This is a genomic window from Serratia sp. A07 (assembly GCF_058725505.1).
On sequence record NZ_JBZXDO010000009.1, the window covers coordinates 117,485 to 143,785 of the forward strand.

Annotated in this window: 26 protein-coding genes; 5 read left to right on the forward strand and 21 right to left on the reverse strand. The window is 61.8% G+C overall.

The window, feature by feature from the left end; translation table 11 throughout:
• The first annotated feature begins 194 nt into the window (after positions 1 to 194).
• Positions 195 to 1,442 carry a peptidase T gene (pepT, locus tag AC4PR2_RS12135; RefSeq protein WP_492175157.1) on the forward strand — a complete coding sequence of 416 codons (1,248 nt, stop codon included), beginning with the start codon at positions 195 to 197 and terminating at the stop codon, positions 1,440 to 1,442.
• Here the strand turns inward: pepT and AC4PR2_RS12140 are convergent.
• Entirely contained in the window at positions 1,439 to 2,551 is a 1,113-nt protein-coding gene (locus tag AC4PR2_RS12140) for an SLC13 family permease (protein ID WP_197803802.1), read from the reverse strand. The genes pepT and AC4PR2_RS12140 overlap by 4 nt on opposite strands.
• 154 nt (positions 2,552 to 2,705) lie before the next feature.
• On the opposite strand from AC4PR2_RS12140, the gene apbE reads away from it, so the two are divergent.
• Positions 2,706 to 3,737, forward strand: coding sequence for an FAD:protein FMN transferase ApbE (apbE, locus tag AC4PR2_RS12145; protein WP_070915272.1), 1,032 nt, complete (start codon positions 2,706 to 2,708; stop codon positions 3,735 to 3,737).
• A 62-nt stretch (positions 3,738 to 3,799) separates the two neighbouring features.
• Here the strand turns inward: apbE and AC4PR2_RS12150 are convergent, their stop codons facing one another.
• Both AC4PR2_RS12150 and fabB read right to left on the reverse strand, forming a co-directional pair.
• Complete coding sequence (locus AC4PR2_RS12150) at positions 3,800 to 4,021, reverse strand: putative periplasmic lipoprotein (RefSeq protein ID WP_004936201.1); 222 nt, start codon at positions 4,019 to 4,021, stop codon at positions 3,800 to 3,802.
• Positions 4,022 to 4,233: 212 nt separating this feature from the next.
• Positions 4,234 to 5,454 carry a beta-ketoacyl-ACP synthase I gene (fabB, locus tag AC4PR2_RS12155; protein ID WP_016926857.1) on the reverse strand — a complete coding sequence of 407 codons (1,221 nt, stop codon included), beginning with the start codon at positions 5,452 to 5,454 and terminating at the stop codon, positions 4,234 to 4,236.
• Between the two features lie 170 nt (positions 5,455 to 5,624).
• On the opposite strand from fabB, the gene mnmC reads away from it, so the two are divergent.
• The gene (gene mnmC, locus AC4PR2_RS12160) at positions 5,625 to 7,646 is read left to right on the forward strand and encodes a bifunctional tRNA (5-methylaminomethyl-2-thiouridine)(34)-methyltransferase MnmC2/FAD-dependent 5-carboxymethylaminomethyl-2-thiouridine(34) oxidoreductase MnmC1 (protein ID WP_336842842.1); all 2,022 of its coding nucleotides are present in this window, start codon (positions 5,625 to 5,627) and stop codon (positions 7,644 to 7,646) included.
• Between the two features lie 41 nt (positions 7,647 to 7,687).
• Here the strand turns inward: mnmC and AC4PR2_RS12165 are convergent, their stop codons facing one another.
• The 6 genes from AC4PR2_RS12165 to prmB form a co-directional block, all read right to left on the reverse strand.
• Positions 7,688 to 7,969 carry a YfcL family protein gene (locus AC4PR2_RS12165; RefSeq protein WP_084827333.1) on the reverse strand — a complete coding sequence of 94 codons (282 nt, stop codon included), beginning with the start codon at positions 7,967 to 7,969 and terminating at the stop codon, positions 7,688 to 7,690.
• A 32-nt stretch (positions 7,970 to 8,001) separates the two neighbouring features.
• Positions 8,002 to 8,559 carry an elongation factor P hydroxylase gene (locus AC4PR2_RS12170; protein WP_084827332.1) on the reverse strand — a complete coding sequence of 186 codons (558 nt, stop codon included), beginning with the start codon at positions 8,557 to 8,559 and terminating at the stop codon, positions 8,002 to 8,004.
• 80 nt (positions 8,560 to 8,639) lie between these two features.
• Positions 8,640 to 9,446 carry a sulfite exporter TauE/SafE family protein gene (locus AC4PR2_RS12175; protein WP_025303718.1) on the reverse strand — a complete coding sequence of 269 codons (807 nt, stop codon included), beginning with the start codon at positions 9,444 to 9,446 and terminating at the stop codon, positions 8,640 to 8,642.
• 3 nt (positions 9,447 to 9,449) lie between these two features.
• On the reverse strand, positions 9,450 to 10,277 hold the full coding sequence (gene mepA, locus AC4PR2_RS12180; RefSeq protein ID WP_038876512.1) for a penicillin-insensitive murein endopeptidase: 828 nt from the start codon (positions 10,275 to 10,277) through the stop codon (positions 9,450 to 9,452).
• 5 nt (positions 10,278 to 10,282) lie between these two features.
• Entirely contained in the window at positions 10,283 to 11,368 is a 1,086-nt protein-coding gene (gene aroC, locus AC4PR2_RS12185; RefSeq protein WP_159318335.1) for a chorismate synthase, read from the reverse strand.
• 65 nt (positions 11,369 to 11,433) lie between these two features.
• Positions 11,434 to 12,366, reverse strand: a complete 933-nt coding sequence (gene prmB / locus AC4PR2_RS12190) for a 50S ribosomal protein L3 N(5)-glutamine methyltransferase (protein WP_197803800.1) — start codon at positions 12,364 to 12,366, stop codon at positions 11,434 to 11,436.
• Between the two features lie 170 nt (positions 12,367 to 12,536).
• Between prmB and smrB the strand changes: the two genes are divergently transcribed.
• Positions 12,537 to 13,067, forward strand: coding sequence for an endonuclease SmrB (gene smrB / locus AC4PR2_RS12195; protein WP_060419981.1), 531 nt, complete (start codon positions 12,537 to 12,539; stop codon positions 13,065 to 13,067).
• Positions 13,068 to 13,134: 67 nt separating this feature from the next.
• Here smrB and sixA read toward each other — a convergent pair whose 3' ends face one another.
• From sixA to AC4PR2_RS12215, 4 genes are all read right to left on the reverse strand, one after another.
• Complete coding sequence (gene sixA, locus AC4PR2_RS12200; protein WP_004936230.1) at positions 13,135 to 13,617, reverse strand: phosphohistidine phosphatase SixA; 483 nt, start codon at positions 13,615 to 13,617, stop codon at positions 13,135 to 13,137.
• Positions 13,618 to 14,005: 388 nt separating this feature from the next.
• Positions 14,006 to 16,171, reverse strand: a complete 2,166-nt coding sequence (fadJ, locus tag AC4PR2_RS12205; protein WP_084827331.1) for a fatty acid oxidation complex subunit alpha FadJ — start codon at positions 16,169 to 16,171, stop codon at positions 14,006 to 14,008.
• Positions 16,171 to 17,481 carry an acetyl-CoA C-acyltransferase FadI gene (gene fadI, locus AC4PR2_RS12210; RefSeq protein WP_033653729.1) on the reverse strand — a complete coding sequence of 437 codons (1,311 nt, stop codon included), beginning with the start codon at positions 17,479 to 17,481 and terminating at the stop codon, positions 16,171 to 16,173. Before fadI ends, fadJ begins: the two co-directional genes overlap by 1 nt.
• A gap of 196 nt (positions 17,482 to 17,677) precedes the next feature.
• Positions 17,678 to 17,974 carry a YfcZ/YiiS family protein gene (locus tag AC4PR2_RS12215; protein ID WP_072145088.1) on the reverse strand — a complete coding sequence of 99 codons (297 nt, stop codon included), beginning with the start codon at positions 17,972 to 17,974 and terminating at the stop codon, positions 17,678 to 17,680.
• Positions 17,975 to 18,378: 404 nt separating this feature from the next.
• Between AC4PR2_RS12215 and fadL the strand changes: the two genes are divergently transcribed.
• The gene (gene fadL / locus AC4PR2_RS12220; RefSeq protein WP_087763423.1) at positions 18,379 to 19,719 is read left to right on the forward strand and encodes a long-chain fatty acid transporter FadL; all 1,341 of its coding nucleotides are present in this window, start codon (positions 18,379 to 18,381) and stop codon (positions 19,717 to 19,719) included.
• A 116-nt stretch (positions 19,720 to 19,835) separates the two neighbouring features.
• Here the strand turns inward: fadL and mlaA are convergent, their stop codons facing one another.
• From mlaA to AC4PR2_RS12260, 8 genes are read right to left on the reverse strand one after another with little or no spacing between them, the layout of a single operon-like run.
• Positions 19,836 to 20,594, reverse strand: coding sequence for a phospholipid-binding lipoprotein MlaA (gene mlaA / locus AC4PR2_RS12225; RefSeq protein ID WP_049200138.1), 759 nt, complete (start codon positions 20,592 to 20,594; stop codon positions 19,836 to 19,838).
• A gap of 28 nt (positions 20,595 to 20,622) precedes the next feature.
• Complete coding sequence (gene ccmI, locus AC4PR2_RS12230) at positions 20,623 to 21,837, reverse strand: c-type cytochrome biogenesis protein CcmI (protein ID WP_330112959.1); 1,215 nt, start codon at positions 21,835 to 21,837, stop codon at positions 20,623 to 20,625.
• Complete coding sequence (locus tag AC4PR2_RS12235) at positions 21,837 to 22,304, reverse strand: cytochrome c-type biogenesis protein (protein ID WP_038876524.1); 468 nt, start codon at positions 22,302 to 22,304, stop codon at positions 21,837 to 21,839. The genes ccmI and AC4PR2_RS12235 overlap by 1 nt, the downstream gene beginning before the upstream one ends.
• A complete protein-coding gene (locus AC4PR2_RS12240; protein WP_033653726.1) occupies positions 22,301 to 22,852 on the reverse strand; it encodes a DsbE family thiol:disulfide interchange protein in 552 nt (183 codons plus the stop codon). The genes AC4PR2_RS12235 and AC4PR2_RS12240 overlap by 4 nt, the downstream gene beginning before the upstream one ends.
• Complete coding sequence (locus tag AC4PR2_RS12245) at positions 22,849 to 24,819, reverse strand: heme lyase CcmF/NrfE family subunit (protein ID WP_492175160.1); 1,971 nt, start codon at positions 24,817 to 24,819, stop codon at positions 22,849 to 22,851. Before AC4PR2_RS12245 ends, AC4PR2_RS12240 begins: the two co-directional genes overlap by 4 nt.
• Complete coding sequence (ccmE, locus tag AC4PR2_RS12250) at positions 24,816 to 25,310, reverse strand: cytochrome c maturation protein CcmE (RefSeq protein WP_004936264.1); 495 nt, start codon at positions 25,308 to 25,310, stop codon at positions 24,816 to 24,818. Before ccmE ends, AC4PR2_RS12245 begins: the two co-directional genes overlap by 4 nt.
• Positions 25,307 to 25,543: a heme exporter protein CcmD gene (gene ccmD / locus AC4PR2_RS12255; RefSeq protein ID WP_039564913.1), complete on the reverse strand. Its 237-nt coding sequence runs from the start codon at positions 25,541 to 25,543 to the stop codon at positions 25,307 to 25,309. Before ccmD ends, ccmE begins: the two co-directional genes overlap by 4 nt.
• Complete coding sequence (locus AC4PR2_RS12260; protein WP_004936270.1) at positions 25,540 to 26,277, reverse strand: heme ABC transporter permease; 738 nt, start codon at positions 26,275 to 26,277, stop codon at positions 25,540 to 25,542. Before AC4PR2_RS12260 ends, ccmD begins: the two co-directional genes overlap by 4 nt.
• Positions 26,278 to 26,301: the final 24 nt, after the last annotated feature.

The following is a 26,301-nucleotide window of genomic DNA, read 5'->3' on the forward strand; positions in this document are numbered from 1 at the left end:
AGTGTTATGCGGGCGCTTCCCGGCCCACAGCTAACACCGATTTTGCCGCAGAAACCTGCGACGATTTCCTAGTTTCACCGCTATTTTTTGTTTCTGCGCGATGCTTCGCATTCTGGCGGTTTACGCATTGCATCGTTGGACAAACGGCTGATTTCGTTTTAAAACCGGTAGATTGCCAACCGCGAGGAGTTCCGATGACCAGCCCGATTGCCGAACAGCTCACCGAACGTTTCTTCCGCTATCTGGCGGTGACCAGCCAGAGCGACGCCGCCGCAACCACCCTGCCCAGCACGCCGGGGCAGCATGAGATGGCACAGCTGCTGGCGGAAGAGCTGCGCCGGCTCGGCCTGGCCGACGTGCAGATAGACGACCACGCCACCGTCACCGCCCGCAAGCCCGGCACCCAACCCGGCGCGCCGCGCATCGGCTTCATCACCCATATCGACACCGTGGACGTCGGCCTGTCGCCCGAAATTCGCCCGCAGCGCCTGCGCTTCACCGGCGAAGATTTATGCCTGAACGCCGAGCAAGATATCTGGCTGCGCACCGCCGAGCACCCGGAGATCCTGCCCTACCGGAACGAAGAGATCCTGTTCAGCGACGGCACCAGCGTGCTGGGCGCCGACAACAAGGCGGCGGTCACCGTGGTGATGACGCTGCTGGCCAACCTGACCGCCGCCGATCGCCACGGCGATATCGTGGTGGCATTCGTGCCGGATGAAGAGATCGGCCTGCGCGGCGCCAAGGCGCTGGATCTGCAGCGTTTCGCCGTCGATTTCGCCTACACCATCGACTGCTGCGAGCTGGGTGAAGTGGTGTACGAGAATTTCAACGCGGCGTCGGCGGAGATCCGCATCGAAGGGGTGACCGCGCACCCGATGTCGGCGAAAAACGTGTTAATCAACCCGATACGCATCGCCAACGACATCATCAACCGATTCGACGTGCAGGATACCCCGGAACACACCGACGGGCGCGAGGGCTATTTCTGGTTCACGGATCTGGCCGCCAATGCCAATCAGGCGACGCTGAAGGTGTCGATTCGCGACTTCGATCGAGCCACCTTCGAGGCGCGCAAAACCCGCCTTGAGGAGACGGTGCGTCAGGTGGCGGCCAACTATCCGCGCGCCAACGTCAGCTGCAGCATCAGCGACATCTACAGCAACATCAGCAACGCCATCGGCGAAGATCGGCACGCCATCGATCTGATCTTTGGCGCCCTTGCCGCCCACGGCATCCCGCCGAAGGTGATCCCGATGCGCGGCGGCACCGACGGCGCGGCGCTCTCGAGCCGCGGCATCCTGACGCCCAATTACTTCACCGGCGCGCATAACTTCCACTCGCGCTTCGAGTTTTTACCCATCAGCGCCTTTGTGAAATCCTACCAGGTAACCCGCAGCATTTGCCTGTTGGCCGCCCGGCAGAGCGGTAATCCGGGCTAGCTCAACAGCCAGCCGACCAGCGCGGCCCACGCCAGCAACGGCAGCGAGTAATAGTGGAAGCGCAACCAGATCTTGCGCTCCCCCGCCATGCGCAGCGCAATCAGGTTGGCGAGCGAGCCGATCGCCAACCCAAAGCCGCCGGCATTGACCGCATAGGCCAACTGCGCGCTGGAGGGCACATAGTTGAGCAGCAAAATGGTGGCCGGCACGTTGCTGACGATCTGCGACAGCCCGACGCCCAGCGCATACACCCCGCCGTCGCTCAGCCCGGCGATAGCAGCAAACGCCGGCTGAAGCGGCGGCAGGCGGGTAAACAGGCCAACATCGATAAACATGGCGGCGAACACGAAAATCAGGCTCCAGTCGATCTGCAACAGCACCCGGCGCGCCAGCAACAAAAAGCCGGCGAACACCGCCAGCAGCCCATACAGCGGCAGACCGATATCCAGGCACAGCAGGAAGATCGCATACAGCCCCACGCAGCTCAGCAACAGCGGCCGTTGATAGGGGTAACCCTCGGTATTCGGCGTTTTCACGATGTCGCGCGCCGGGAAGCTGAACCAGGTCAACGCCAACAGGCTCAGCATCATCGCGGCGCCAAACGGCGCCATCTGGCCGATGAAGCCGAGGAAAGAAAGGCTGGAGCGGCTCCACAGCAGGATATTTTGCGGGTTGCCGATCGGCGTCAGTAGCGAACCGGCGTTCACCGCCAGCGCCTGAAAGATGATCAAACGGCCCACCGGCAGCGCCGATAGCTTTTTCAGCGTGATGGTGAGCGGAATGACGATAAACAGCGCCACGTCGTTGGTCAGAAACGACGACAGCAGCGCGGCGGAAAACACCAGGAACAGCGCCAGCCGCCGTTCGCTATGCAGCCGGTTGATAATCTTGCGGCCAACGAAGTCGAAGTAGCCGCTGACCTCGACGCCTTTGGTCAGCAGCATCAGCCCCAACAGAGTAATGAGGGTGCGGCCGTCGATGAACCCGCCCAGCGCTGCCAGCGGCTGCGGATGAAAGGCGAACATCGCCACGCCGGCCAGCAACAGCGCATGCAGGAAACGGTCTTTGACAAAGGGATGGATAAGCCGGGAAATGGCGGTTGCACTCATGGTGGCAGCTTGAAACCTCAGCGAAAAGCATGAGCGAGACGTTAGCTCAGGCACAGCCGCAACGCCAGCAAAATGCTATTTTACCTTTATCCGCTTTCCATTTGCCGCGCTTTACTTTATTTGTAGCGGCTTTCTCGTTTTCAAAGGACATGTTATGGCTTCCCTGTTCGCCAAAGGGGCGTTGCTCAGCGCCTTATGCGCCCTGCTCGCCGCCTGCGACGATGCCTCCTCCCGCCCGCAAATCGCTATCGACGGCAAGACCATGGGCACCTTCTACAGCGTTAAAGTCAGCGGTGACGTCGCGATCGGCAAGCAAGAACTGCAGCGGCAGATCGACGCGGTGCTCGAACGGGCCAACGACGATATCTCCACCTACCGCGCCGACTCGGTGCTGTCGCAATTTAACCGTAGCGCCAGCCTCGAACCGCAGCCGATCCCGCGCGGCATGGCGGACATCGTGCTGATGGCCCAGCGCATCGGCCGCGATACTGGCGGCGCCATGGACATTACCGTTGGCCCACTGGTGAACCTGTGGGGATTCGGCCCCGACAAGCATCCGGTCAAGGTGCCGGAACAGGCGCAGATCGACGCGGCGAAGCAGCGCATCGGCCTGCAGCACCTGAAGCTTATCAGCGACAATCGCGGGGAGTGGCTGCAAAAAGATCTGCCGGACATGTACGTCGATCTCTCGACGCTGGGCGAAGGCTACGGTGCCGATGAACTGGTGCGCCTGATGAACCGCAACGGCATAACCAACTACCTGGTATCGGTCGGCGGCGCGGTCTCTTCACGCGGCGTCAACGGCCAGGGCAAACCCTGGCGGGTGGCAATCCAAAAGCCAACCGACCGTGAAAACGCGGTGCAGGCGCTGGTGGATTTGCACGGTTACGGCATCAGCACCGCCGGCAGCTACCGCAACTACTTTGAACAAAACGGCCAGCGCTACTCTCATGTCATCGATCCGACCACCGGCAGGCCGATCAACCACCGGCTGGTTTCCGCCACGGTGATCGCCCCCACCGCGCTCGAGGCCGACGGCTGGGATACCGGCCTGATGGTGCTGGGCACGGAGAAAGCGTTGAAACTTGCCGAAGAGAAAGGGCTGGCGGTCTACCTGATCAGCAAAACCGACGACGGCTTTAGCGCCGTGATGACGCCGCAGTTCAAGGCGTTTTTGGTGCAGTGAAATAAAAAAGCCCGGCACGCAATGGCCGGGCTGGTTGCATGCGCCCGCAGGCGCCGCGCCGATCACTTGGTCAGCGCGATGATGCCGAGGGTCAGACCGGCCACTGCCGCCGCGCCGCCGGCGATCGCGCCCGCGGTTTCCCAGTTATCCTGAGTGGTGCCCTTCATGCAGGTGTTGGTGTGCACCAGACGCCCCTGGTCATCGTAGACCGGAACGCAGGGAGAATCAGTGGCGCATCCGGCCAACACGGCCGACAGTAACCCAACCGCAATTAACTTTTTCATACTTCTTGCCTCAATGTTCGATCACTTTAGAAAGCCACGCCGAGCGATAATCACGCTACCTGGCTATTGTATGCCCAACGCGTGTAATGGCGAGGTAATGATGTGTCAGGGGATGTGATTTGGGAAAACTCCGAGCGCTCGCCTGGCGGGCTTTGAACGGTAAAAAGCCCGCGAAAACGCGGGCTTGATGGCGAGATGAAGCTCAGGCGGAATTATTTCGCCAGTTTGCGCATCACCAGGGTGGCGTTGGTGCCGCCGAAGCCGAAGCTGTTGGACATCACCGTGGTCAGCTCGCGCTGAGTCGGCTGAGTCACGATGTTCATGCCGGCCGCCTGCTCATCCAGGGTTTCGATGTTGATGCTCGGCGCGATAAAGCCGTGCTCCAGCATCAGCAGGCTGTAGATCGCTTCCTGCACGCCTGCGGCGCCCAGCGAGTGACCGGTCATCGCCTTGGTGGAGGAGATAGCCGGGGTATTGTCGCCGAACACTTCGCGAATCGCGCCCAGCTCTTTCACGTCGCCTACCGGCGTGGAGGTGCCGTGCACGTTGATGTAGTCGATAGGCGCATCCAGATCCTGCATCGCCATCTTCATGCAGCGTACTGCGCCTTCGCCCGATGGCGCAACCATGTCGGCGCCGTCAGACGTTGCGCCGTAGCCAACGATTTCTGCGTAGATGTGCGCACCGCGCGCCAGCGCGTGCTCCAGTTCTTCAACCACGACCATACCGCCGCCGCCGGCAATGACGAAACCATCACGATCGGCGTCGTAGGTGCGGGAGGCTTTTTCCGGCGTGTCGTTGTACTTGGTGGACAGCGCGCCCATCGCGTCGAACTCGCAGGCCATTTCCCAGCACAGCTCTTCGCCGCCGCCGGCGAACACGATGTCCTGTTTGCCCAGCTGAATTTGCTCAACCGCGTTACCGATGCAGTGTGCAGAGGTCGCGCAAGCGGAGCTGATGGAGTAGTTTACGCCGTGGATTTTGAACGGCGTCGCCAGGCAGGCGGAAACGCCGGAAGCCATGGCTTTGGTGACCACGTACGGGCCAACCGCTTTCAGGCCGCGCGGGCTGCGCATCGCATCGGCGCCGAACACCTGGAAGCGCGGAGAACCGCCGCCGGAACCGGCGATCAGGCCCACGCGCGGGTTGTTTTGATACTCTTCTTCCTTCAGGCCGGAAGAAGCGATCGCTTCTTGCATCGCCAGGAAGGCATAGATGGAAGCATCGCTCATGAAACGCACCGCCTTGCGGTCGATCAGGCCGGTCGTGTCGAGCTTAACTTGCCCCCATACGTGACTACGCATGCCGGAATCTTTCAGTTCCTGGGAGAAAGTGATCCCAGAACGTCCTTCCTGCAGGCTCGCCAGGACCTCCTGCTGGTTATTACCAATGCTGGAGACAACTCCCAGGCCAGTAATCACTGCACGTTTCATTCAATACCTCTTCCACTATTTACCTACGGGATTTTGCATCGCACTTTAGCGTACAGATGTAAGCCGAACAAGTCCGATCAGCGTTTTTCAGCTTTATTGTTGTCCAGTTTGCGCCTGGGCGCCAGCGCCGTTAGAATTCGCGGCATCCCTTGAATTTCGAGCTATTGACCGTGAACCACGCCCCCATCCAAACCGCAACGCTAACCTGGAACGAACAGGGTACACCTGTTTCGAAACAGTTTGATGACGTCTATTTTTCCAATCAGGATGGGCTGGAAGAAACCCGCTATGTCTTCCTGCACGGCAACCGGCTGCCGCAGCGTTTCGCCACTCACCCGCGCCCGCTGTTGGTGGTGGCGGAAACCGGATTCGGCACCGGGCTCAATTTCCTTACGCTGTGGCAGGCCTTCGCGGGCTTCCGCCAGGCCGAGCCGGACGCCGCGCTGCAACGCCTGCACTTTATCAGCTTTGAAAAATTCCCCCTGCAGCAGGCCGATCTGGCGGCGGCGCATGCGCGCTGGCCGGAGCTGGCTCCCTATGCCGACGAGCTGCGCGCCCAATGGCCGCTGCCGCTGCCGGGCTGCCATCGCCTGCTGTTGGCCGAAGGCCGCATTACGCTCGATCTGTGGTTCGGTGACGTCAACGAATTGCTGCCTCAGTTCGACGCCAGCATGAATAACCAGGTCGACGCCTGGTTCCTCGACGGCTTCGCACCGGCCAAAAATCCCGACATGTGGACCGAGCAACTGTTCGCCGCCATGGCGCGTTTCGCCCGGCCGGAAGGCAGCTTCGCCACCTTTACCGCCGCCGGCTTCGTGCGCCGCGGCTTGCAGCAGGCCGGTTTTCAGGTCAACCGTTGCAAAGGCTTTGGCCAAAAACGTGAGATGCTCGCCGGCGGTCTGCCGGCCGATACGCAGCCTACACCCCACCCGGCGCCCTGGTATCGGCGTCCGGCGGCGGACAACACCGCCGACATCGCCCTGATCGGCGGCGGCGTCGCCAGCGCGCTCACCGCATTGGCCTTATTGCGGCGCGGCGCCAGCGTCACGCTGTACTGCGCCGACGAGCAGGCGGCCGAGGGCGCTTCCGGCAACCGTCAGGGGGCGATTTATCCTCTGTTGAACGGCAGCGGCGACGCGCTGGAGAGTTTCTTCAGCGCCGCGTTTCCCTTCGCCCGTCGTCAATACGACACCCTCTTGCAACAAGGCGTCACCTTTGATCACCAGTGGTGCGGCGTCAGCCAGCTGGCCTACGACGAAAAGAGTGGGGCCAAGATCGCCAATATGCTGAAAACCGACTGGCCGCCGGCGCTGGCGATGGCGGCCGACCGCGAGACGCTCAGTGAACTGTGCGGCGTCGATACCGGCTTTGGCGGCATCACCTACCCGCAGGGCGGCTGGCTCTGCCCGGCCGAGCTGACGCGCGGCGCTATCGCGCTGGCGCAGCGGCAGGGTCTGGTCTGCCGCTACCGGCACGACGCGCAGGCGCTGGCGCGTGAAGAAAACGGCTGGCGTATCGACTTCACCCACGGCGAAAGCCACCGCCATGCGACGGTGATCCTGGCCAACGGGCACCGGTTGGCCGAGCTGGCTCCGACGCAAGCCCTGCCGCTGTACTCGGTGCGCGGGCAGGTGTCGCACATCCCAAGCTCGCCGGCCCTCGGTCAGTTGAAACAGGTCTTGTGCTACGACGGCTACCTGACGCCGGTCAATGCCAACAACGGCCAACACTGCATCGGCGCCAGCTACCAGCGTGGCGACACCGCCACCGACTACCGCGAGCAGGAGCAACAGGAAAACCGCGAGCGCCTGCTGCGCTGCCTACCTGAGCAGGCCTGGCCGCAGCAGGTGGACGTCAGCGCTCATCAGGCGCGCTGCGGCGTGCGCAGCGCCACCCGCGATCATTTGCCGATGGTCGGCGCGCTGCCGGACTATCAGGCCACGGTGACGCAGTATCAGGATTTGCAGCGGCAGAACCAGCGCGGCGAAACCGTCGCCGATGCGCCGGTCTATCCCGGCCTGTTCGCTATCGGCGGGTTGGGATCGCGCGGGCTGTGCTCGGCGCCGCTGGCGGCGGAAATTCTGGCGGCGCAGCTGTTCGGCGAACCGTTGCCGGGCGATGCGCGCCTGCTGGCGGCGTTGAATCCGAATCGGATGTGGATACGAAAGCTGCTGAAAGGGCGTGCGGTTTAATTCATAAATGAGGGGCGCGGTGATGCGCCCCGGCATGGCGGTCAGGCGGCAGGCGTGGCGGCCTGATAGAGGTTTTCCCACATGCCGCGCACCAGGATCTGATCCGGCGGCGAGAGTTCCCCGGCGGCGATCGCCTTGTGCAGGCTCTCTTCCACCCGCGCCTTCAGCGCTTCGGCAGTGTGCTCACCCCGCTCTTCCGCTTCGGCCACCGCCAGCGTCAGATGACCGCGCAGGTAGCCACCGGCAAACAGTTCATCATCGCTGGCGTGCTCTACCATGTCATCAATCAGCGCCAAAATGCGCGCTTCGAATTCTGCGATCATCAAATTTCCACATTAAATAGCGGGCTGTGGCGTCAGTTGAGATCTTCCGGGTACGGAAAATGCTCGGCCGCCAACGGTGGCGTATTGTAGAACGATTGCAACGCCTGAATAAAGCGCGCAGGCCGTGTGGGTATTCCCTGCTCCAGCAGCGCCAATACCCGGGCGCGCACCTTGCGCTGGAACGCGATGCGATCCGGCTCGCAGTCGCCGTTCAGGTTGTCGCAGCTGACGTTGAACGGGAAACCGGCCGCCACGCAGAACATCCATTCCAGCGCCTGCGGTTTGATCTCTACCGCTTCGAATTCACTCTGGGTTTGCGCGTCGCGCCCGTCCGGGCAATACCAGTAACCGAAGTCCACCAACTGGCGGCGCGCTTCGCCGGCGATGCACCAGTGCGAGATTTCGTGCAGGCCGCTGGCGTAGAAGCCATGGGCGAACACGATGCGGTGATACGGCAGTTCGTCGTCGGCCGGCAGATAGATAGGCTCGTCGTCGCCCTTCACCAGGCGGGTGTTGTAATCATCGCTGAAGCACTGATTGAAGATCTCGATCAGCTGTTCATAGTGATAGCGGGTCTGCGTGTCTGACATAAAAACTCTATAACCACAAAAATAAAGAGGCCATTATACCCGATAAGATAGGGCGCGTAAGCAACGCCCCCTCTTCATCTTTAACCGTGCACCAAGGCGGTCAACCACTGCTGAATTTCCGCGCCGTGATTGTCGTACAGCAGCTTGAGGCTCATCACCAGCGAGACAATCACGATCATCGGCCGAATCAGCTTCTGCCCGCGGGTCAGCACCATGTGCGCCCCCAGACGCGCCCCCAGCACCTGCCCCACCAGCATCACCAAACCGATGCTCCACACCACCTTGCCGCCGATGATGAACAGCGCCAACCCGCCGACGTTGGAGGTGAAGTTCAGCACCTTGGCATGCGCCGTGGACTTGGCGAGGTTAAAACCGCACAGCGTCACATAGGCCAACGCGTAGAAAGACCCGGCACCGGGGCCGAAGAAACCGTCGTAAAACCCGACGCAGCCACCGGCCACCAGCCCAAACGGCAAGGCCCCGAGGCGGCGTTGACGATCTTCCTCACCCAGCCGCGGCATCAGCAGGAAATAGAGGCCAATGCCGATCACCAGCAACGGCAACATCTGCCGCAGCAAATCGGCGCGCATATGCTGCACCAGAATGGCGCCGGCGATCGAACCGATCAGCGTCAGAAATATCGTCAGCTTTTGGTCGTTGAGGTTCACCGCACGCCGACGAATAAAGTACAGGCTGGCGGAGAAGGAGCCGCCGACCGACTGCAGTTTGTTGGTGGCCAGCGCCTGCGCCGGGGGAACCCCCACCGCCAGCAGGGCCGGTACCGTCAGCAACCCACCGCCGCCGGCGATGGAATCGATAAACCCCGCCAGCAGCGCTACCGCAAACAACACCCCGAGCATCTCGGGGCCAATGACAAACCAGTCCATGTGTTATTCCGCTGAGAAATGGTGATCCAGCAATGCCTGACAGGTCGGTGGTAACGGCGGCGGCACGGATTTGCCCGGCTTGGCGTTAGGCTGATGCGGCACGAACCAGCTCGCCAGTTCGGCCCCGCAGCCGTCACCCGGCGGCGGCGTATCCTGCTCCTGGCACTCCAGGCTGCCGGCCGGGCAACGCAGGCGCACGTGCATGTGCGCACGATGGCCGAACCACGGGCGCACCTTGTGCAGCCAGGCGCGATCGGCGCCGGCATCCAGGCACAGGCGCTGCTTGATCGCCGGGTTGACGAAGATGCGCGTCACCTCCGCGTCCTGCGCCGCCAGCTTGATCAGCGACTCAATTTGCGGCTGCCATTGGCTGGCCACCACCTGTTTGCCGTCCCCTGATACCAGGTCGATCGGCTGTGGTTTCAGCAATTGCTGCGCGCTCCAGCGTTGGCGCGGCAGCTGCAGCCAGATGTCGACGTCGAGCCCCGACTGGTGGCTGGCGTGGCCGCTGCTGAAGCGGCCGCCGGCCGGCATCGCCATATCGCCGATCAGCACCGTGCCCAGCGCTTTCTGGTTCGCCTGGCTGCTGAGGCGCTGAATAAACGCCAGCAGATCCGGGTGGCCGAAATAGCGGCGCTGGTCGGTACGCATCACCTGGTAGTTCGGTGAGTTCAGCGGCAACGGCTGCGCGCCGATGATGCAGCCGTTGGCGAAACCGCCCACCGCCTGCGGCGCGCCGGCCACCGGGTGATCGATTTTCTGCCACGGCGTCAGCGCCATGGCGGAGGCGGAGGCCGTCAGGGCCACCAGGCCCAACATCCAGTTTTTCATGGCGATTACCAGCGAGGCACGTCGGAAACCACATCACCGTTTTGCGCACGCTGACGCAGCAGGTGATCCATCAGCACGATCGCCATCATCGCTTCGGCGATCGGCACGGCGCGGATGCCCACGCACGGATCGTGGCGACCGCGGGTGACCATTTCCACCGCTTCGCCCTGGCGATTGATGGTGCGGCCCGGCACCATGATGCTGGAGGTCGGCTTCAGCGCCAGATGCGCCACCACCGGTTGGCCGCTGCTGATGCCGCCGAGAATGCCGCCGGCATGGTTGCTCTGGAAGCCTTCCGGGGTGATTTCATCGCGGTTTTCGCTGCCGCGTTTGGTCACCACGGCGAATCCGTCGCCGATCTCCACGCCTTTCACCGCGTTGATGCTCATCAGCGCGTGCGCCAGATCGGCGTCGAGACGGTCAAATACCGGCTCGCCCAGGCCAACCGGCACGTTTTCTGCGATCACGCTGACCTTGGCGCCGATGGAGTCGCCCTCTTTTTTCAGCGCGCGCATCAGTTCGTCCAGCGTTTCCAGCTTGTCCGGATCCGGGCAGAAGAACGGGTTCTGCTCGACCTGATCCCAGTCTTTCAGCTCGCAGGTCACGTCGCCGATCTGCGCCAGATAGCCGCGTACCTGCACGCCGAACTTCTGCTGCAGGTATTTCTTGGCGATAGCGCCCGCCGCGACGCGCATGGCGGTTTCACGCGCCGAAGAACGGCCGCCGCCGCGATAGTCGCGCAGGCCGTATTTCTGTTCGTAGGTGTAGTCGGCATGCCCGGGACGGAACACGTCTTTGATGGCGCTGTAGTCTTGTGAGCGCTGATCGGTGTTCTCAATGATCAAACCGATGCTGGTGCCGGTGGTCACGCCTTCGAATACGCCGGAGAGAATGCGCACCTGATCCGGTTCGCGGCGCTGGGTGGTGTAACGCGAGGTGCCCGGACGACGGCGGTCCAGATCGTGTTGCAAATCGGCTTCGGTGAGCGGAATGCCGGGCGGCACGCCGTCGACGATACAACCCAGCGCCACCCCGTGAGATTCACCGAAGGTGGTGACGCGGAAAATCTGCCCAATACTGTTTCCTGCCATCACGGCTCCTTACCGTTAGTCTTGTATCGTTATGAGGCCCGCCGTGCGGGCCCTGGAAATGCGGTTTAGCTGCGGTAGAGGCTGAAGTGTTCCTTGCAATCCACCAGCTGCTGTTTGGTCAGCATGAACACGCCGTCGCCGCCGTTTTCGAACTCCAGCCAGGTGAACGGAATGTCCGGATATTGATCCATCAGGTGTACCATGCTGTTACCCACTTCACAAATCAGCACGCCGTCGTCGGTCAGGTAGTCCGGCGCGCAGGCCAGGATGCGGCGCACCAGCTTCAGGCCGTCGCTGCCCGCCGCCAGGCCCAGCTCCGGCTCAAAGCGGAACTCCTGCGGCAGATCGGACATGTCTTCCGCATCGACGTACGGCGGGTTGGTGACGATCAGATCGTACTGGATCGCGGGAACGTCGCGGAACAGATCGGAACGGATCGGGATCACCTGATGTTCGACGCCGTGCGCCTGAATGTTGCACTCGGTCACCGCCAGCACCTCGCTGGAGATGTCCACCGCGTCCACTTCCGCCTCCGGGAAAGCGTAGCCGCAGGCGATGGCGATACAGCCGCTGCCGGTGCACATGTCGAGAATATGGCGTGGCGGGTGTGGGATCAGCGCGCTGAAGCGATCGTTGATCAGCTCGCCGATCGGCGAACGCGGCACCAGTACGCGCTCGTCGACGTAGAATTCCATGCCGCAGAACCAGGCCTTGTTGGTCAGGTAGGCAACCGGGATGCGCTCGTTGACGCGGCGGATCACGCGCTCAACGATGCGATGGCGCTCGCTGGAGGTCAGACGGGCGGTGTGCATGTCCTCCGGAATATCCAACGGCAGGAACAGGCTTGGCAGCACCAATTGCACCGCTTCGTCCCACGGATTATCGGTTCCGTGACCATAGTAGATATTGGCGGCGTTGAAACGGCTTACCGTCCAGCGCAGCATATCTTGAATGGTGTGCAGTTCGTTCACTGCTTCGTCGACGAAAATTTTGTCCAATTTGCCCTCCGGCAGGCGCTGTGTTTCATGATTTAGCCGCATAGTTTGCCATGAAGCCCGCGACAAATCACGCTTGCCCCTCGCGCTTTTCATTCTGGCCCGAGTTTTGCGTCGACAGCGCTCGTTCACAAGGTAAACTAGCGAAATAAACGATTTCCGGTGAATGAAGCATGAAGAACAAGCCCCCTCTGAGCAAAGACGAACAACAGCTCTTCAGAGAGTCGGTGGCGGGCGCGAAAAAGCTGCGCCAGGACACCATCGTCCACCGCCCGCCGAAACCCAAGGTCAAACAGATTACCCCGCAGCGGCTGCTGCAGGAGCAGGTCGATGCCAGCTATTATTTTTCAGATGAATACCAGCCGCAGCTGGAAGAAGAGGGCCCGACGCGCTACGTGCGCCCCGGCAGCAGCCCGTATGAGCTGAAGAAGCTGCGACGCGGCGATTATTCGCCGGAGCTGTTTCTCGATTTGCACGGCCTGACCCAGCTGCAGGCCAAGCAGGAGCTGGGGGCGCTGATCGCCGCCTGCAAACGTGAACACGTGCACTGCGCCTGCGTGATGCACGGGCACGGCAAACACATTCTCAAACAGCAAACGCCGCTGTGGCTGGCGCAGCATCCCGACGTGCTGGCGTTCCACCAGGCGCCGAAGGAATGGGGCGGCAACGCCGCCATCCTGCTGTTGGTGGAGCTGGCCGAGTAGACCCGCAGAAACGACTCAGGGCGATGTCAGACATCGCCCTGAGTTTATTCTGCACCGCATCCGCAGCTCACACTTTGGCCATCACCTGCGACGGGCTGACCTGCCATTCAAACTTGCCGTAGCTGCCGTCCGCCGGCAGATCGACGTTGGCAATCGCCGAGGTCGCAAACATCGGCGGGCACTCGCCCGGGCACAGTTCGGCCACCAGATAGCCCACCAGCGGCAGGTGCGACACGATCAGCACCGAGCTCACCCCCTGCATCGCCAGCGCCTGCAGATAGCTGCCGACCTGTTCGGCGTTGCCGCCCGGCGTCAGCTCGGGCAGCACTTCTTCGCCCTCCGGCAGCGTCAAGGCTTCACGCACCGTCGCCAGCGTCTGTTCGGCCCGCAGATAGGGGCTGACCAGCACGCGTTCAATATCCACAGACTTGGTGTTCAACCAGGCCGCCATCTGACGGGACTCGTCGCGGCCGCATAGTGTAAGGGGCCTTACCGCATCGCTGGCTGCCTCGAGCGCCGCCTCTCCGTGACGCATAATCAAAACTTGCATATTGCACCGCTGTTGTTGACAAAGTAACGCTATACAGAAACGCCGTGCGTGCTGTACCGCCGAGTTTTACAACCCAAAGCCAAAGCTTTAAAACGATAACGCGCCGTCTCTTTATGGCGGCCGGGCATTTTGCCTGAAAGTTTGCGTAAAGAAAACGCTGTTTTTTACAGCAATCCTCTCCGGGCAAACCTCGATTGCTCACAGAACAAGCAATTCAACGGGTTAAATTTTAACCTTGCCGCCATGAAATTTATTGATGGCGGTCAAGCTAACTTACCGCTGCCTCCGCCTCGCTGTACAGCCTCACCGGCTGACGCTGTTGCAAGGAGTGATGGCGATCACAACGCGGCCCTGTTGCAACTATAGTGCAAATCGGGCCGCCCTGCGTTCAGCTCCCCAGCGGGTAAAAGCGCTCGCCCTGCTGCGCCATGCGCTGCAGGCGTTCGCACGGGGCGAAGTGCTCGCCGTGCTGCTGACGCAGGTAGTCCAGCGTCTTCACCACTTTCTCGGCGCCGAGTTCGTCCATATAGCGGAACGGGCCGCCGAGGAACGGCGGGAAGCCGATGCCGAACACTGCGCCGATGTCGCCGTCGCGCGCGCTGCGGATCACGCCTTCGTCCAGGCAGCGCGCCGCTTCGTTCAGCATCATCATCACGCAGCGTTGAGCGACGGTCGCCGGCAGCATGTGCGCCTTCGGCGTGACGCCGAGCAGCGTATACAATGAGGTATCCGCACGTTTGCGCCGCTGCCGCTGCTGCCCTTCGCTCGGGTAGAGATAGAAGCCGCGGCCGTTCTTGCGCCCTTTGCGCCCGTCTTTCAGCACCGCATCGAACGCAGCCGGCGCGGCGAAGCGTGGCCCCAGCGCCTCGACCAGTACCGGGATGATCTTGGTACCGACGTCGATGCCCACTTCATCCAGCAGGGTGATGGGGCCGACCGGGAAACCGAAGTCCACCAGCGCCTTGTCCAGCGACTCCATCGGCTCGCCTTCCAGCAGGCAGCGCGCCGCTTCGTTGATGTACGGCGCCAGGATGCGGTTGACGTAAAAACCGGCGCTGTCGCCCACCACGATGGCGGTCTTGCCCTGCTTGTGCGCCAGCGCCACGGTGGTGGCGATGGTCTCTTCGCTGGTGCCGGCGTGCGGGATCACTTCCACCAGCGGCATCTTGTCCACCGGGCTGAAGTAGTGCAAGCCGATCACCTGCTGCGGCCGCTGGGCTTTTTCGGCGATGCGGCCGATAGGCAGCGAGGAGGTATTGGAGGCGAACACGGTATGCGGCGCGCAGTTTGCTTCGACCTCGGCCACCATCTGCTGCTTCAGCGCCAAATCTTCAAACACCGCCTCGACCACGACATCCACCTGTTCAAAGCCGGTGTAATCGGTAGAGCCGGAGATCAGCATCATCTGTTTTTGCCGCTCGGCCGGGCGCATGCGCTTGCTGCGCACCCGCTTGCCGAGCACGTCCCAGCTGTATTTCAGCGCGTGATTGATGCCGGTTTCATTGATGTCTTTGATGCGAACCGGCAAACCGCCGCGGGTGGCGGTGACGCAGGCGATGCCGCCGCCCATCAGACCGCCGCCGAGAATGCCGACGCGGTGCAGGGCGCGCGGCTGAGCATTGCCGCCCCGCTCTTTTTTCAGCGCGGTGGAGGCGAAGAACAGGCTGCGCAGCGCCGCCGACTGCGGCGTCATCGCCAGTTCGCCGAAGGCGCGCGCTTCGGCCTCATAACCGCTGGCGCTGCCGTGATCCAGCCCGGTGCGCACCACCTGAATGATGCGCTCCGCCGCCGGGTAGTTGCCGTGGGTTTTCGCCAACGTTTTCTTGCGCACGATGCTGAACAGCAGATTTCTGCCCAGCGGGCCGTTGAGCAGGCGATCCTGCCACGGCAGCTCGCGCTGATGTTTCCAGCCCTGTTTCACCCGCTCGATAGCGGTCTGCAACAGAATCGACTGCGGCACGGCGTCGTCAACCAACCCCATGCGCAGCGCCTGGCGGGCACGAATGTGCTTGCCGGTCAAGATCATGTCCAGCGCCTTGGCAGCGCCGACCAGGCGCGGCAGGCGCTGCGTACCGCCGGAGCCCGGCAGCAGGCCCAGCTGCACTTCCGGCAGCCCGAGCGCGGTCTTGTCATCGAGCGAACAGACGCGGCCGTGGCAGGCCAGCGCCAGTTCCAGCCCACCGCCCAGGCAGGCACCGTGAATGGCCGCCACCACCGGCACCGGGAACGCGGCGATCTGCGCCAGCGTGCTCTGCCCTTTCTTGGCCAGCGTTTCCGCCTCTTTGGCGCTGGTGCAGGCGGCAATCATGGTGATGTCGGCGCCGGCGATAAACGAGTCCGGCTTGCCGGAAACGATCACCAACCCTTCCAGCGCGGTATGCTGTTGCGCCCGGATCAGCACGTCGTTCACCTGTTCGACGAACTCGGCCTTGAGCGTATTCACCTTGTCGCCCGGTACGTCGATGGTGATCACGCCGATGTTGTCGGGGCGAATCGTCAGCTGAAAGGCCGACGGCTTGGCGCGCTGTTCATGCAATGCGTTTTCAAAGCTCATCATTCCACCTCCACGATCATCGCGGCCCCTAACCCGCCGGCGGCGCAGGCGGTGGTCAGGCCCAGCCCGCCACCGCGGCGTTTCAGCTCATGCAGCGTCTGGGTGATCATGCGCGCGCCGGTGGCGGCGAACGGGTGGCCATAGGCGATGGAACCGCCCAGAACGTTGAATTTGTCCATGTCCACTTCGCCGATCGCCTGGCTGCGGCCAAGCTTCTCGCGGGCGAACTCTTCGCTGGCGAACATCTTCAGGTTAGCCAGCGTTTGCGCGGCGAAGGCTTCATGCATGTCGATGAGCGTCAGATCGGCCAGGCCGATACCGGCGCGATCCAGCGCCAGCGGCGTGGCGTAGGAAGGCCCCAGCAGCATGTCTTCCCACACGTCGATGGCGGCGAAGGCGAAGCTGCGCAAATAGCCCAGCGGCTGCAGCCCCAGCTCTTTGGCGCGCGACTCGCTCATCATCAACACCGCCGCCGCGCCGTCGGTCAACGGTGTGCTGTTGGCCGCGGTGACGCTACCGTGCTTGCGATCGAACGCCGGTTTCAGCTTGGCGTAGGACGCCAGGCTGGAATCTTTGCGGATGTTGTTGTCTTCAGAAAGCTGCGCGCGGTAAGGCGGCACGTAGGCGGTCATCACCTCGTCGCGCAGCCACCCCTGCTGCCAGGCCTTGGCCGCCAGCTCGTGGGAACGGTGCGCCAGCGCATCCTGCGCCTCGCGGGTGATGCCGTGGCTCTTCGCCATCTGCTCGGCGGTATCGCCCATGCGCAGCCCGGTGGAATACTCCGCCACCGCCGGTGGTACCGGCATCAGATCGCGGAATTTCAGCCGGCTGAACAGTTTGAGACGCTGCGACAGCGTACGCGCCTTGTTGACGTCCACCAGCGTGCGTGCCAGCGCCTTGCTGACGCCGATCGGCAAAACGGAAGAAGAGTCCGCCCCGCCGGCGATGCCGACGCTGATGCTGCCGGCCATGATGCTCTCCGCCACGTTGGCGATTGCCTGGAAGCTGGTGGCACAGGCGCGCGACACGCTGTAGGCGTCGGTATGGACGCTCATGCCGGTGCCCAGCACGATTTCACGCGCGATGTTCGGCGCCTCGGGCATTTGCACCACCTGGCCGAACACCAGCTGTTCGATAAGCTGCGGATCGATACCGCTGCGCGCCAACAGCTCGCTCACCGCCGTTTTCCCTAAATCCACCGCCGGAATGCCGTGATAGGCAGTCGCCTGTTTGGCAAAGGGGGTACGCAGTCCATTCACAATCGCAATGCGGTCACCATGACGGGTCACCAACGGCAGTGCCTTACTCATAAATGCTCCTGAAGAAAATAACGTCAGCGCAATGGGCAGAAAGAGGTCTGACCTGATGAGGTCATTGTTAACCAAACGGTTACATTTGGCAAACCGGCAGAGATCAAAACTGCGAGCAGGCGCACTTTCTATCGGGGGCGATGTAGGGAAGGCAATCCCCGACGCGCGGCAGGCGGCGCCGGGGGTAAAGCGGGGATTAACGCAGGCCGAGCTGGAAGATCAGGGTTTCCGCCTGGCAGGCGAAGGTGAAATCGGCCTCCAACTGCACGCCGCCGTCAACCGGTTTAATGCTACTGCTGATGTCACAAGGGTCGGATTCTACCGCGCGCGCCTTTTCGCTCAGGGCGGCCAGCATGGCTTCCGCATCTTGTTGATTGCTGAACACCTGGCTGTAGGACGCGGTGCAATCGGTGTTATCCATCACGGTGCCGACATCCACGCAGCAACACGCGGCGGTTTCCTGGGCGCTGCATTTATTAATTGCATCTGACATGATTGGTTCTCCTCAAGGGCCTTGGTTATCAGCCCAAATTGCCGTTTTACTCACCGGCACAAAGCCACAAAATTCTGTAGGTATTTTACGCTTCCGCGCCGGCAATCACTAGCACTTACTTTTACTGGGTGTTTTAAGTGATGGAAATCACAAATAAAAATGAGCGCCTGCTAAGGAATGGTAAGAATTTTGTTATTTACTGCTGGCTTTTTGTTAAGCAGATCTCTTTTTTGATATCAGGTTGGAAATATTTCAAAAACAAACTTGCAACATTTTCACAGGTCAGACCTATACTTCAGCCACTGGTCTGATTTGTCTGAATGATAACGGACCCTACAATCCCGCGCTCCTTGTTACCTTGCGTAACATAGTTTAAATAATAAACACATAATGAGGTTTTGGTCATGAGCCAGAAAAACCTATTGACTAAATCAGCTCTCGCAGCTGCAGTGGCAATTATTTCATCAAACGTGTCTGCCGCAGGATTCCAGCTGAATGAGTTCTCAGCAGCTGGTTTAGGACGTTCGTATTCTGGCGAAGGCGCCATGGCGGATACGGCGGCCTCCGCGAGCCGCAACCCGGCATTGTTGATGATGTACACCCGCCCGGAACTTTCCATCGGCGCGGTCTTTATCGACCCGGATGTAGACATCACCGGCAAATCCCCTTCCGGCGCCAGCCTGGATGCGAAAAACATCGCGCCAACCGCCTGGGTGCCGAACCTGCATTATGTTCACCCGATTAACGATCAGTTCGCCGTAGGCGGATCGGTCACCAGCAACTACGGTCTGGCGACCGAATTCAACGACGGCTACACCGCAGGCGCTTATGGCGGCAAAACCGATCTGGAAACCCTGAACCTGAATCTGAGCGGGGCTTACCGCCTGGATCAACACTTCAGCTTCGGTCTGGGCTTCGACGCCGTATACGCCAGAGCCAAACTGGAACGCTACGCCGGCGAATTGCCGAAGCTGCTTGCCGGTCAAGGCCTGCAAACCGGTCAATTAACGCCTCAGCAAGCCGGGATGATCGCTCAAATTCCTGGCGATACCCAAATTTCTCACCTGAAAGGCGATAAGTGGGGCTTCGGTTGGAATGCCGGCCTGCTGTACGAAGTGGACGAAAACAACCGTTACGGCTTCACCTACCGTTCTGAAGTGAAAATCAAGTTCGACGGCGACTACAAAAGCAGCCTGCCGGCACAGTACAACCCAATTACCCAGGCGCTGGGCGTTGGTCTGCCGTGGGGCACCAGCGGCAGCACCATCCCGGGCTCTCTGGATCTGAACCTGCCGGAAATGTGGGAACTGTCCGGCTACAACAAAGTGGCGCCTCAGTGGGCCATCCACTACAGCCTGGCGTACACCAGCTGGAGCCAGTTCCAGGAGCTGAGAGCCACCGGCAGCAACGGCCAGACCCTGTTCCAGAAGCATGAAGGCTTCCGCGATGCCTACCGCATTGCGCTGGGTACCACCTACTTCTACGACGACAACTGGACCTTCCGCGGCGGCGTCGCCTTCGATGACAGCCCGGTGCCGGCACAGAACCGCTCTATCTCCATTCCGGATCAGGACCGCTTCTGGGTCAGCGCAGGTACCTCTTACGCGTTCAACAAAGACGCGTCGGTCGACGTCGGTGTGTCCTACATGCACGGCCAGAAAGTCACCATCAACGAAGGCCCATACACCTTCAACTCGGTGGGCAAGGCCTGGCTGTACGGTGCCAACTTCAACTACCGTTTCTAATCTCGCTTGAGAAAGAAGCCAAAGCGCCCCTCGGGGCGCTTTTTTTTGCCCGCCGCTTGCCGCCGGCATAAAAAAACCCGCCTGACGGCGGGTTTTCATTGGCGTAACGCCCGTGATTACTGCGAGTCGATCTCGTCCAGTTCGCCCTGAATCGCCTTGGCGTTCGGGTTCTCTTCCGGCTTGAGCGAACCGCCGTTGGCGATGAAATCGTGGCGCTGGAAGTAAGCTTCGCGCACCATGATGTAAGGATCGGAAGAGTTGCGCAGCAGACCATCGGAATCCAGCAGCTGGGCGCGGGTTTCGATCCCCTCGACCACCCACTTGCCCGCCGACATCCAAAAGGTCAGGTAGCTCAGCATCGGATAAAGCGTATCCGCAAAGTCGCCGCCTTCGTCACGCAGCGTGAAGCTGCCGTAGCCCGGCAACATCACGTACGGGCCGTAACCCACATCGTAATGGCCCAGCGTGCTGCCGAAGCGGTTGGGTTCTTCGCGCGCCAGTTTCGGGTTGGCCATGCCGGCCACGTCGATCAGGCCGCCCATCCCGAGCAGGGTATTCAGGAAGAAACGGTTGAAGTGGATCATCCCGCGGTAAGGATCGCCCTTCAGGAAGGCGTTGACCATGCTGGCCGGCTCTTCCAGGTTAGAGGTGAAGTTGCTGATGCCGTTACGCGCCGGCATCGGCACGTAGTCGCGCCAGGCCACCGCGACCGGGCGCAGGATATAAGGATCCAGGACGTTGTAGTTGAAGTCGAACATCGTCCGGTTAAATCCTTCCAAAGGATCGGAACGCCCTTGCGGATCTTTGTCTGGCGCGCTGGCACAGCCCACCAGTAATACCGTTGCGAATGCCACCCCAGTCAGGCGAAAGTTCATATTTTTCTCCATAAAAACACGTTCGGTCTTATTTTTCATTGACCTGCTTGTTTATCTGAACGCTAACCTGCTCTTTACCGCTGAATGTCTGCAGCGAGCTTTCGCCGAACCAGTCTCCCGGCTGCGGCGTGGCCAATCCGTCCTGTGAGAGGCGCACACGCACCTGCACCTGATGCTGTGCCGAGAGTAAACGCTCGGGCATCATGGCGTTGCTGTCATCCAGAGAGAAAGACAGCGGAAAACGGCTCAGCGGCAATTGTTTTACCGCCACCGGCACCGGGCTGACGCCGTCGGTAACCGAGATGACCAGCGTCCCCTGCGTCGGCAGGGCTTTCGCCGCCTGCGGTGACAGCGAAACGGTCACATTCAGTTTAACAGTTTCTCCGCCGGCCTGGGCTTTTGCTTGTGCAATGCTGCGCTGTATCACTTCCGCGCGCGGATCGTTGGCCGGCAGCAGCTGCAGCATCACCTGCCAGGCGCCTATCGCCTGTTTGAAGTCGCCCTGTTCGAAGGCATTGAACGCCAGCAGGCTCAGCACCCGCGGATCGCCGTGATTTTCCGCGATCATGCGCCGCAACAGCTGCGTCGCCTGCTTGTTATCCTCCGGATCGTTGGAGCGCGTCAAGACCTCGGCATAGCCGAGCCGCACTTCCAGACTATTCGGATCCAATTGATAAGCATGGGCAAACGCCTGCGTAGCGGTGGTGGCATTGTTCAGCGCCATGCCGACCCGCCCCAGCATCATCCAGTCGTTGATGTTGCGATCGTCCTGCTGCAGCGCGGTGCGCAGCCCCAGCCCGAGGCGGGCGATCTCTTCCATGCTCAGCGGTTTGGCGCGCTCATTGGCGACGCGCTCGCGCAATTCCGGCATTTGCGCCTGCACCAGGCGCCAGTCCAGTACCTGCGCCAGTCCGCCGGTTTTCAGATAAAAGCCAACGGTCACCGCCAGCAATAACAGCACGCCCGGCACCAGCGCCCAGCGATTGATCGGCTTCGCCTGCGCCGCCTGCTCGACGGGAATGTCGTTCAACAGGTTCTGTTGCAGCTCTTTCACCAGCTCCGGGCGCTCGGTCACCACGCCTTGCTGCTCGTCCTGCTCCAGCTCGCTGAGGCGATCCTGATAAAAAGCCTTGTTCAACGCATCGCGCGTGGCGGCGCTCTGCTTGCCGTGGCGCATCGCCGGCACCACCAGCAACGCGGCGGCGCCGGCCAGCAACACGCAAATAATCAGCCAAAAAGCCATTAGGGTTTCTTCCTGTCAGTCTCTTGCAACAGCGCCGCCAGGCGCTGCCGTTCCCGTTCGGAGAATTCATCGTCCACCGCCGCGCCAGGCCGACGACGGGTGCGCAGGATCACCACCGCCCCGCCGATCAGCACGAACAGCAGCGGGCCGATCCACAAGATCAGCGTCGCCGGCGTTACCGGCGGCTCGTAGGTGACGAAGTTGCCGTAGCGCGCCACCATATAATCGATGATCTGCTGCTTGCTTTGCCCCTGCATCATCAGCTCGTACACCTTGGTGCGCATGTCGGCGGCGATGATGGCATTGGAATCGGCAATGCTGTTGTTTTGGCATTTCGGGCAGCGCAGCTGTTCGGTCAACTCGCGATACTGCTGCTCCTGCTCGACGGAGTTGAAGCGATAGGTATCGATCGCCGCGGCGGCACTCCAGCTCAGCAGCGCGGCGCACAGCAGGACAATCAGCCTCATGCCTCACCCCCGTACTTTTTATACAGCGGCAGCACTTCCTGCTGCCAAACGCGCTCGTTCATGTCGCCGGCGTGGCGATAGCGAATAATCCCCTGGCCGTCGATAAGGAAGGTCTCAGGCGCGCCGTAGACCCCGAGATCCAACCCCAGCATGCCGTCGCCGTCGTACAGGCTGAGGGCATAGGGATTGCCGAGGGAATTCAGCCAGGTCACCGCCTTGGCACGATCGTCTTTATAGTTCAGGCCAACCACCCGCACGCCGCGCGCCGCCAGCGTATTGAGATACTGGTGTTCCGCGCGGCAGGTCGGGCACCAGGTGGCCCAGACGTTAAGCAATATCGGCTTGCCGTCGCGCAGCACCGCCTGATCGTAGGTTTTGCCGGGCTGATCCAGCGATTCCAGCCTGAAGGTCGGCACCGGTTTGCCGATCAGCGCCGATTCCAGCATGGTCGGATCTTCGCCGCCGGCGTTGCGCGTCAGTTGCACCATCAGCGCCGCCACCAGCAGCAGGAAGAGGACCAACGGGATAAACAGCAGCTTACGATTCATGGATGCGCCTCCAGCTTGCCTTCGCGCTTGAGTTTTTTGCTCATGCGGTAACGCGGGTCGAGGATGCACAGCAGGCCGCCGATCGCCATAAAGACGCCGCCGAACCAAATCCAGCGCACGAAGGGTTTGTAATACAGGCGTACCGCCCAGGAGCCGTCCTCCAGCTCCTCGCCCAGCGCCGCGTACAGATCGCGGCTGAAACCGCCGTCGATCGCCGCTTCGGTCATCATGCTGCGCGCCACGCTGTAGTAGCGTTTCTCCGCGTGCAGCGTCGCCTCCGGCTTGCCGTTGCGCGTGACGTCGATGATGCCGACGCCGCCGCTGTAGTTCGGGCCGCGAATGTCGTGCACGTCGCGGAACACGAAGTGATAGTTGTGAATATCCACGCTGTCGCCGGCCTTCATCCGCACGTCGCGCTCCACGCTGTAGTTCTGGCTGAAGGCGATGCCGATCACCGTCACCGCCACGCCGAGGTGGCCGAGCACCATACCCCAGTGGCTGCGGGACAGCTGGCGCAGGCCGCGCCAGAAACCGTGACGGTGGGTAGCGCGCTCATGCAGCTCCATCAGCGTCAGGATGATCACCCACAGCGCCATGATCAGGCCCACCACCGTCATGCCGGCGATGCTGTCCTGCAGCAGCCACGGCAGCAGGATTGACAGCACCAGCGTCGCCAACAGCGCCACGCCGAGGCGGCGCCACAGCTTGCTCGGCTCATCGCGGCGCCAGCGCACCAAAGGCCCGATGCCCAACAGCAGCGCCAACGGCGCCATCAGCCAGGTGAACATGGTGTTGAAGAACGGCTCGCCGATCGAGATGCTGCCCAGCCCCAGCTGTTTGTGCACCAACGGCAGCAGCGTGCCCAACAGCACCACCAGCATGGCGGCGATCAGCAGCACGTTGTTGCCCAGCAGGAAGGTCTCGCGCGAGAAGGTCTCGTGCTGCACCCGGCTGCGCACCTGACCGCCCTTGACCGCGTACAGCAGCAGCGAACCGCCGATCACGATCACCAGGTAGGCGAGGATAAACATGCCGCGCGCCGGATCGGAGGCGAAGGAGTGCACCGAGACCAGCACGCCGGAACGCACCAGAAAGGTGCCCAGCAGGCACAGCGAGAAGGCGGTGATCGCCAGCAACACCGTCCAGGCTTTGAACGTGCCGCGTTTTTCGGTCACCGCCAGCGAATGCATCAGCGCGGTGCCGGCCAACCACGGCATAAAGGAGGCGTTCTCCACCGGATCCCAGAACCACCAGCCGCCCCAGCCCAGCTCATAGTAGGCCCAGGCCGATCCGAGCACGATGCCGAGCGTGAGGAACACCCAGGCCGCGGTGGTCCACGGGCGTGACCAGCGTGCCCAGGCGGTGTCGAGCCGGCCGGCCATCAGCGAGGCGATGGCGAACGCAAAGGCGACCGAGAAGCCGACGTAGCCCATATACAGCAGCGGCGGGTGGAAGATCAGGCCGATATCCTGCAGCAGCGGGTTGAGATCGCTGCCGTCGATCGGGAAATTCGGCAGCGTGCGGGTGAACGGGTTGGAGGTCATGATAATGAACAGCAGGAAACCGGCGGTGATCATCCCCATCACCGACAGCACCCGCGCCACCGCATCCTGCGGCATCGCCCGGCTGCACAACGCCACCGCCAGCGACCAACAGCTCAGCAGCAGCACCCACAGCAGCAGCGACCCCTCATGCGCCCCCCAGGTGGCGGCGATGCGGTAATACACCGGTAGTTGGGTATTGGAGTTGGTGGCCACGTAGGCGACGGTAAAATCATTGACCACGAAGGCGTGCACCAGGCACAGGAACGCCAGCGCAATCGCGGCGAACATGCCGTAGGTCAGCGGGCGGGCGACCGCCATCATGCGGCTGTCTTGCCGCGCCGCGCCCCACTGCGGGTAAATGCTCAGCAGCAGCGCAATCGCCAGCGCCAGGCACAGCAGAAAACTGCCCAGTTCCGGCATCATGACTTGGCGCCCTCCGCCTGCGGCGCGTTATACGCTTCCGCCGGGCCTTTGTGGTTCTCTTTCATCGCGTCGGCCACTTCCGGCGGCGTGTATTTTTCATCGTGTTTGGCCAGCACTTCGCGCGCATTGACCACGTTGCCCTCACCCAGCACGCCCTGCGCCACCACGCCCTGCCCTTCGCGGAACAGGTCCGGCAGAATGCCAGTGTAGGTCACGCCGATCGCGCCGCGCGCGTCGTAAATCTTGAAGCTGACCTGCAGCGTATTGGGATCGCGTTTCACCGAGCCGGGCATCACCATGCCGCCGATGCGCAGCCGCTGGCCGACCTCGGGCTTCTCATGATTTTCGCCCTTGCCCTGCAGGATCTCACCCGGGGTATAGAACAGATCGATGTTGGAGCGCAGCGCGTACAGCATCAGGGTCGCGGTCAGCGCGATGCCGATCAGCACAACGATCGCCAGATAAAGGCGGCTTTTACGACGTGGATTCACAATGATTTCTCCCGCGGTGCGGCGGATTTTTGTTTTGATTGTTGCGCATGGCGAATGCGCCGCTCGCGCGCCTGACGGCGGCCGATCTCGGCGAGCAACTGCCGCCGTTGCCAGACGGTGTGCGCCACCAGCCCCAACAGCGAAATCACCGTGGCGGCGACCGCCAGCCAAACATAGAAGGCGTAACCGCCCATGGCGAAAAACGCCGACCAGGAATCGAATGCGGCGTTCATGACTGACGCTCCTTATTCACCAGCCCGGCGACCCACGGGCGCTGGCGCTCCTGGAACAGGATCAGATTGCGCAGGCGCATCAGCGTCAGCGTGACGAACAGCAGCAGGTAACCGAGGATCGCCCAGCGCAGCGGGGTGCGCATGCTTGGCGCGATAGACTGCTGCATATTGGTCGAGCCCTGATGCAGCGTATTCCACCATTCGACCGAAAAATGGATGATAGGGATATTTACCACGCCCACCAGCACCAGAATCCCGGCGGCGCGGCCCGCCAGACGGCGGTCTTCAAAGGCGTTGTACAGCGCGATGACGCCCATATAAAGGAACAGCAGCACCAGCTCGGAGGTCAGACGCGCATCCCACACCCACCAGGTGCCCCACATCGGCTTGCCCCAGGCGGAGCCGGTCACCAGCGCGATAAAGGTGAACACCGCGCCGATCGGCGCCATCGCCGCCACCACGGTATCGGACATTTTCATCTGCCACACCAGGCCGATAAACGCCGCCACCGCCATCGAGGCGTAGATGCCCATCGACCACATGGCCGCCGGCACGTGAATATAAATGATGCGGAAGCTGTCGCCCTGCTGATAATCCTTCGGCGCGAAACCAAAGCCCCATGCCCAGCCAAGCAGCAGGCAGGCCGCCGCCGCCAGCCCCAGCCAGGGGATAAAGCGGCCGCAGACGTGATACAGCCGTTCAGGCCGCGCCAGTTGATGTAACCATTTCCACATTGTCGTCAGTGCTCACGGTAATTT

Excerpts from the sequence above, each read along its gene's own strand:
- fadL (WP_087763423.1), top strand. The coding sequence starts at position 18,379 with ATGAGCCAGAAAAACCTATTGACTAAATCAGCTCTCGCAGCTGCAGTG.
- ccmD (WP_039564913.1), bottom strand. The coding sequence starts at position 25,543 with ATGAACGCCGCATTCGATTCCTGGTCGGCGTTTTTCGCCATGGGCGGT.
- AC4PR2_RS12140 (WP_197803802.1), bottom strand. The coding sequence starts at position 2,551 with ATGAGTGCAACCGCCATTTCCCGGCTTATCCATCCCTTTGTCAAAGAC.
- smrB (WP_060419981.1), top strand. The coding sequence starts at position 12,537 with ATGAAGAACAAGCCCCCTCTGAGCAAAGACGAACAACAGCTCTTCAGA.
- aroC (WP_159318335.1), bottom strand. The coding sequence starts at position 11,368 with ATGGCAGGAAACAGTATTGGGCAGATTTTCCGCGTCACCACCTTCGGT.
- fadJ (WP_084827331.1), bottom strand. The coding sequence starts at position 16,171 with ATGAGCTTTGAAAACGCATTGCATGAACAGCGCGCCAAGCCGTCGGCC.
- AC4PR2_RS12170 (WP_084827332.1), bottom strand. The coding sequence starts at position 8,559 with ATGTCAGACACGCAGACCCGCTATCACTATGAACAGCTGATCGAGATC.
- AC4PR2_RS12165 (WP_084827333.1), bottom strand. The coding sequence starts at position 7,969 with ATGATCGCAGAATTCGAAGCGCGCATTTTGGCGCTGATTGATGACATG.
- AC4PR2_RS12150 (WP_004936201.1), bottom strand. The coding sequence starts at position 4,021 with ATGAAAAAGTTAATTGCGGTTGGGTTACTGTCGGCCGTGTTGGCCGGA.
- fabB (WP_016926857.1), bottom strand. The coding sequence starts at position 5,454 with ATGAAACGTGCAGTGATTACTGGCCTGGGAGTTGTCTCCAGCATTGGT.
- sixA (WP_004936230.1), bottom strand. The coding sequence starts at position 13,617 with ATGCAAGTTTTGATTATGCGTCACGGAGAGGCGGCGCTCGAGGCAGCC.
- ccmI (WP_330112959.1), bottom strand. The coding sequence starts at position 21,837 with ATGGCTTTTTGGCTGATTATTTGCGTGTTGCTGGCCGGCGCCGCCGCG.
- mepA (WP_038876512.1), bottom strand. The coding sequence starts at position 10,277 with ATGAAAAACTGGATGTTGGGCCTGGTGGCCCTGACGGCCTCCGCCTCC.
- AC4PR2_RS12175 (WP_025303718.1), bottom strand. The coding sequence starts at position 9,446 with ATGGACTGGTTTGTCATTGGCCCCGAGATGCTCGGGGTGTTGTTTGCG.
- pepT (WP_492175157.1), top strand. The coding sequence starts at position 195 with ATGACCAGCCCGATTGCCGAACAGCTCACCGAACGTTTCTTCCGCTAT.
- mlaA (WP_049200138.1), bottom strand. The coding sequence starts at position 20,594 with ATGAACTTTCGCCTGACTGGGGTGGCATTCGCAACGGTATTACTGGTG.
- AC4PR2_RS12235 (WP_038876524.1), bottom strand. The coding sequence starts at position 22,304 with ATGAGGCTGATTGTCCTGCTGTGCGCCGCGCTGCTGAGCTGGAGTGCC.
- AC4PR2_RS12245 (WP_492175160.1), bottom strand. The coding sequence starts at position 24,819 with ATGATGCCGGAACTGGGCAGTTTTCTGCTGTGCCTGGCGCTGGCGATT.
- apbE (WP_070915272.1), top strand. The coding sequence starts at position 2,706 with ATGGCTTCCCTGTTCGCCAAAGGGGCGTTGCTCAGCGCCTTATGCGCC.
- AC4PR2_RS12240 (WP_033653726.1), bottom strand. The coding sequence starts at position 22,852 with ATGAATCGTAAGCTGCTGTTTATCCCGTTGGTCCTCTTCCTGCTGCTG.
- AC4PR2_RS12260 (WP_004936270.1), bottom strand. The coding sequence starts at position 26,277 with ATGTGGAAATGGTTACATCAACTGGCGCGGCCTGAACGGCTGTATCAC.
- AC4PR2_RS12215 (WP_072145088.1), bottom strand. The coding sequence starts at position 17,974 with ATGTCAGATGCAATTAATAAATGCAGCGCCCAGGAAACCGCCGCGTGT.
- fadI (WP_033653729.1), bottom strand. The coding sequence starts at position 17,481 with ATGAGTAAGGCACTGCCGTTGGTGACCCGTCATGGTGACCGCATTGCG.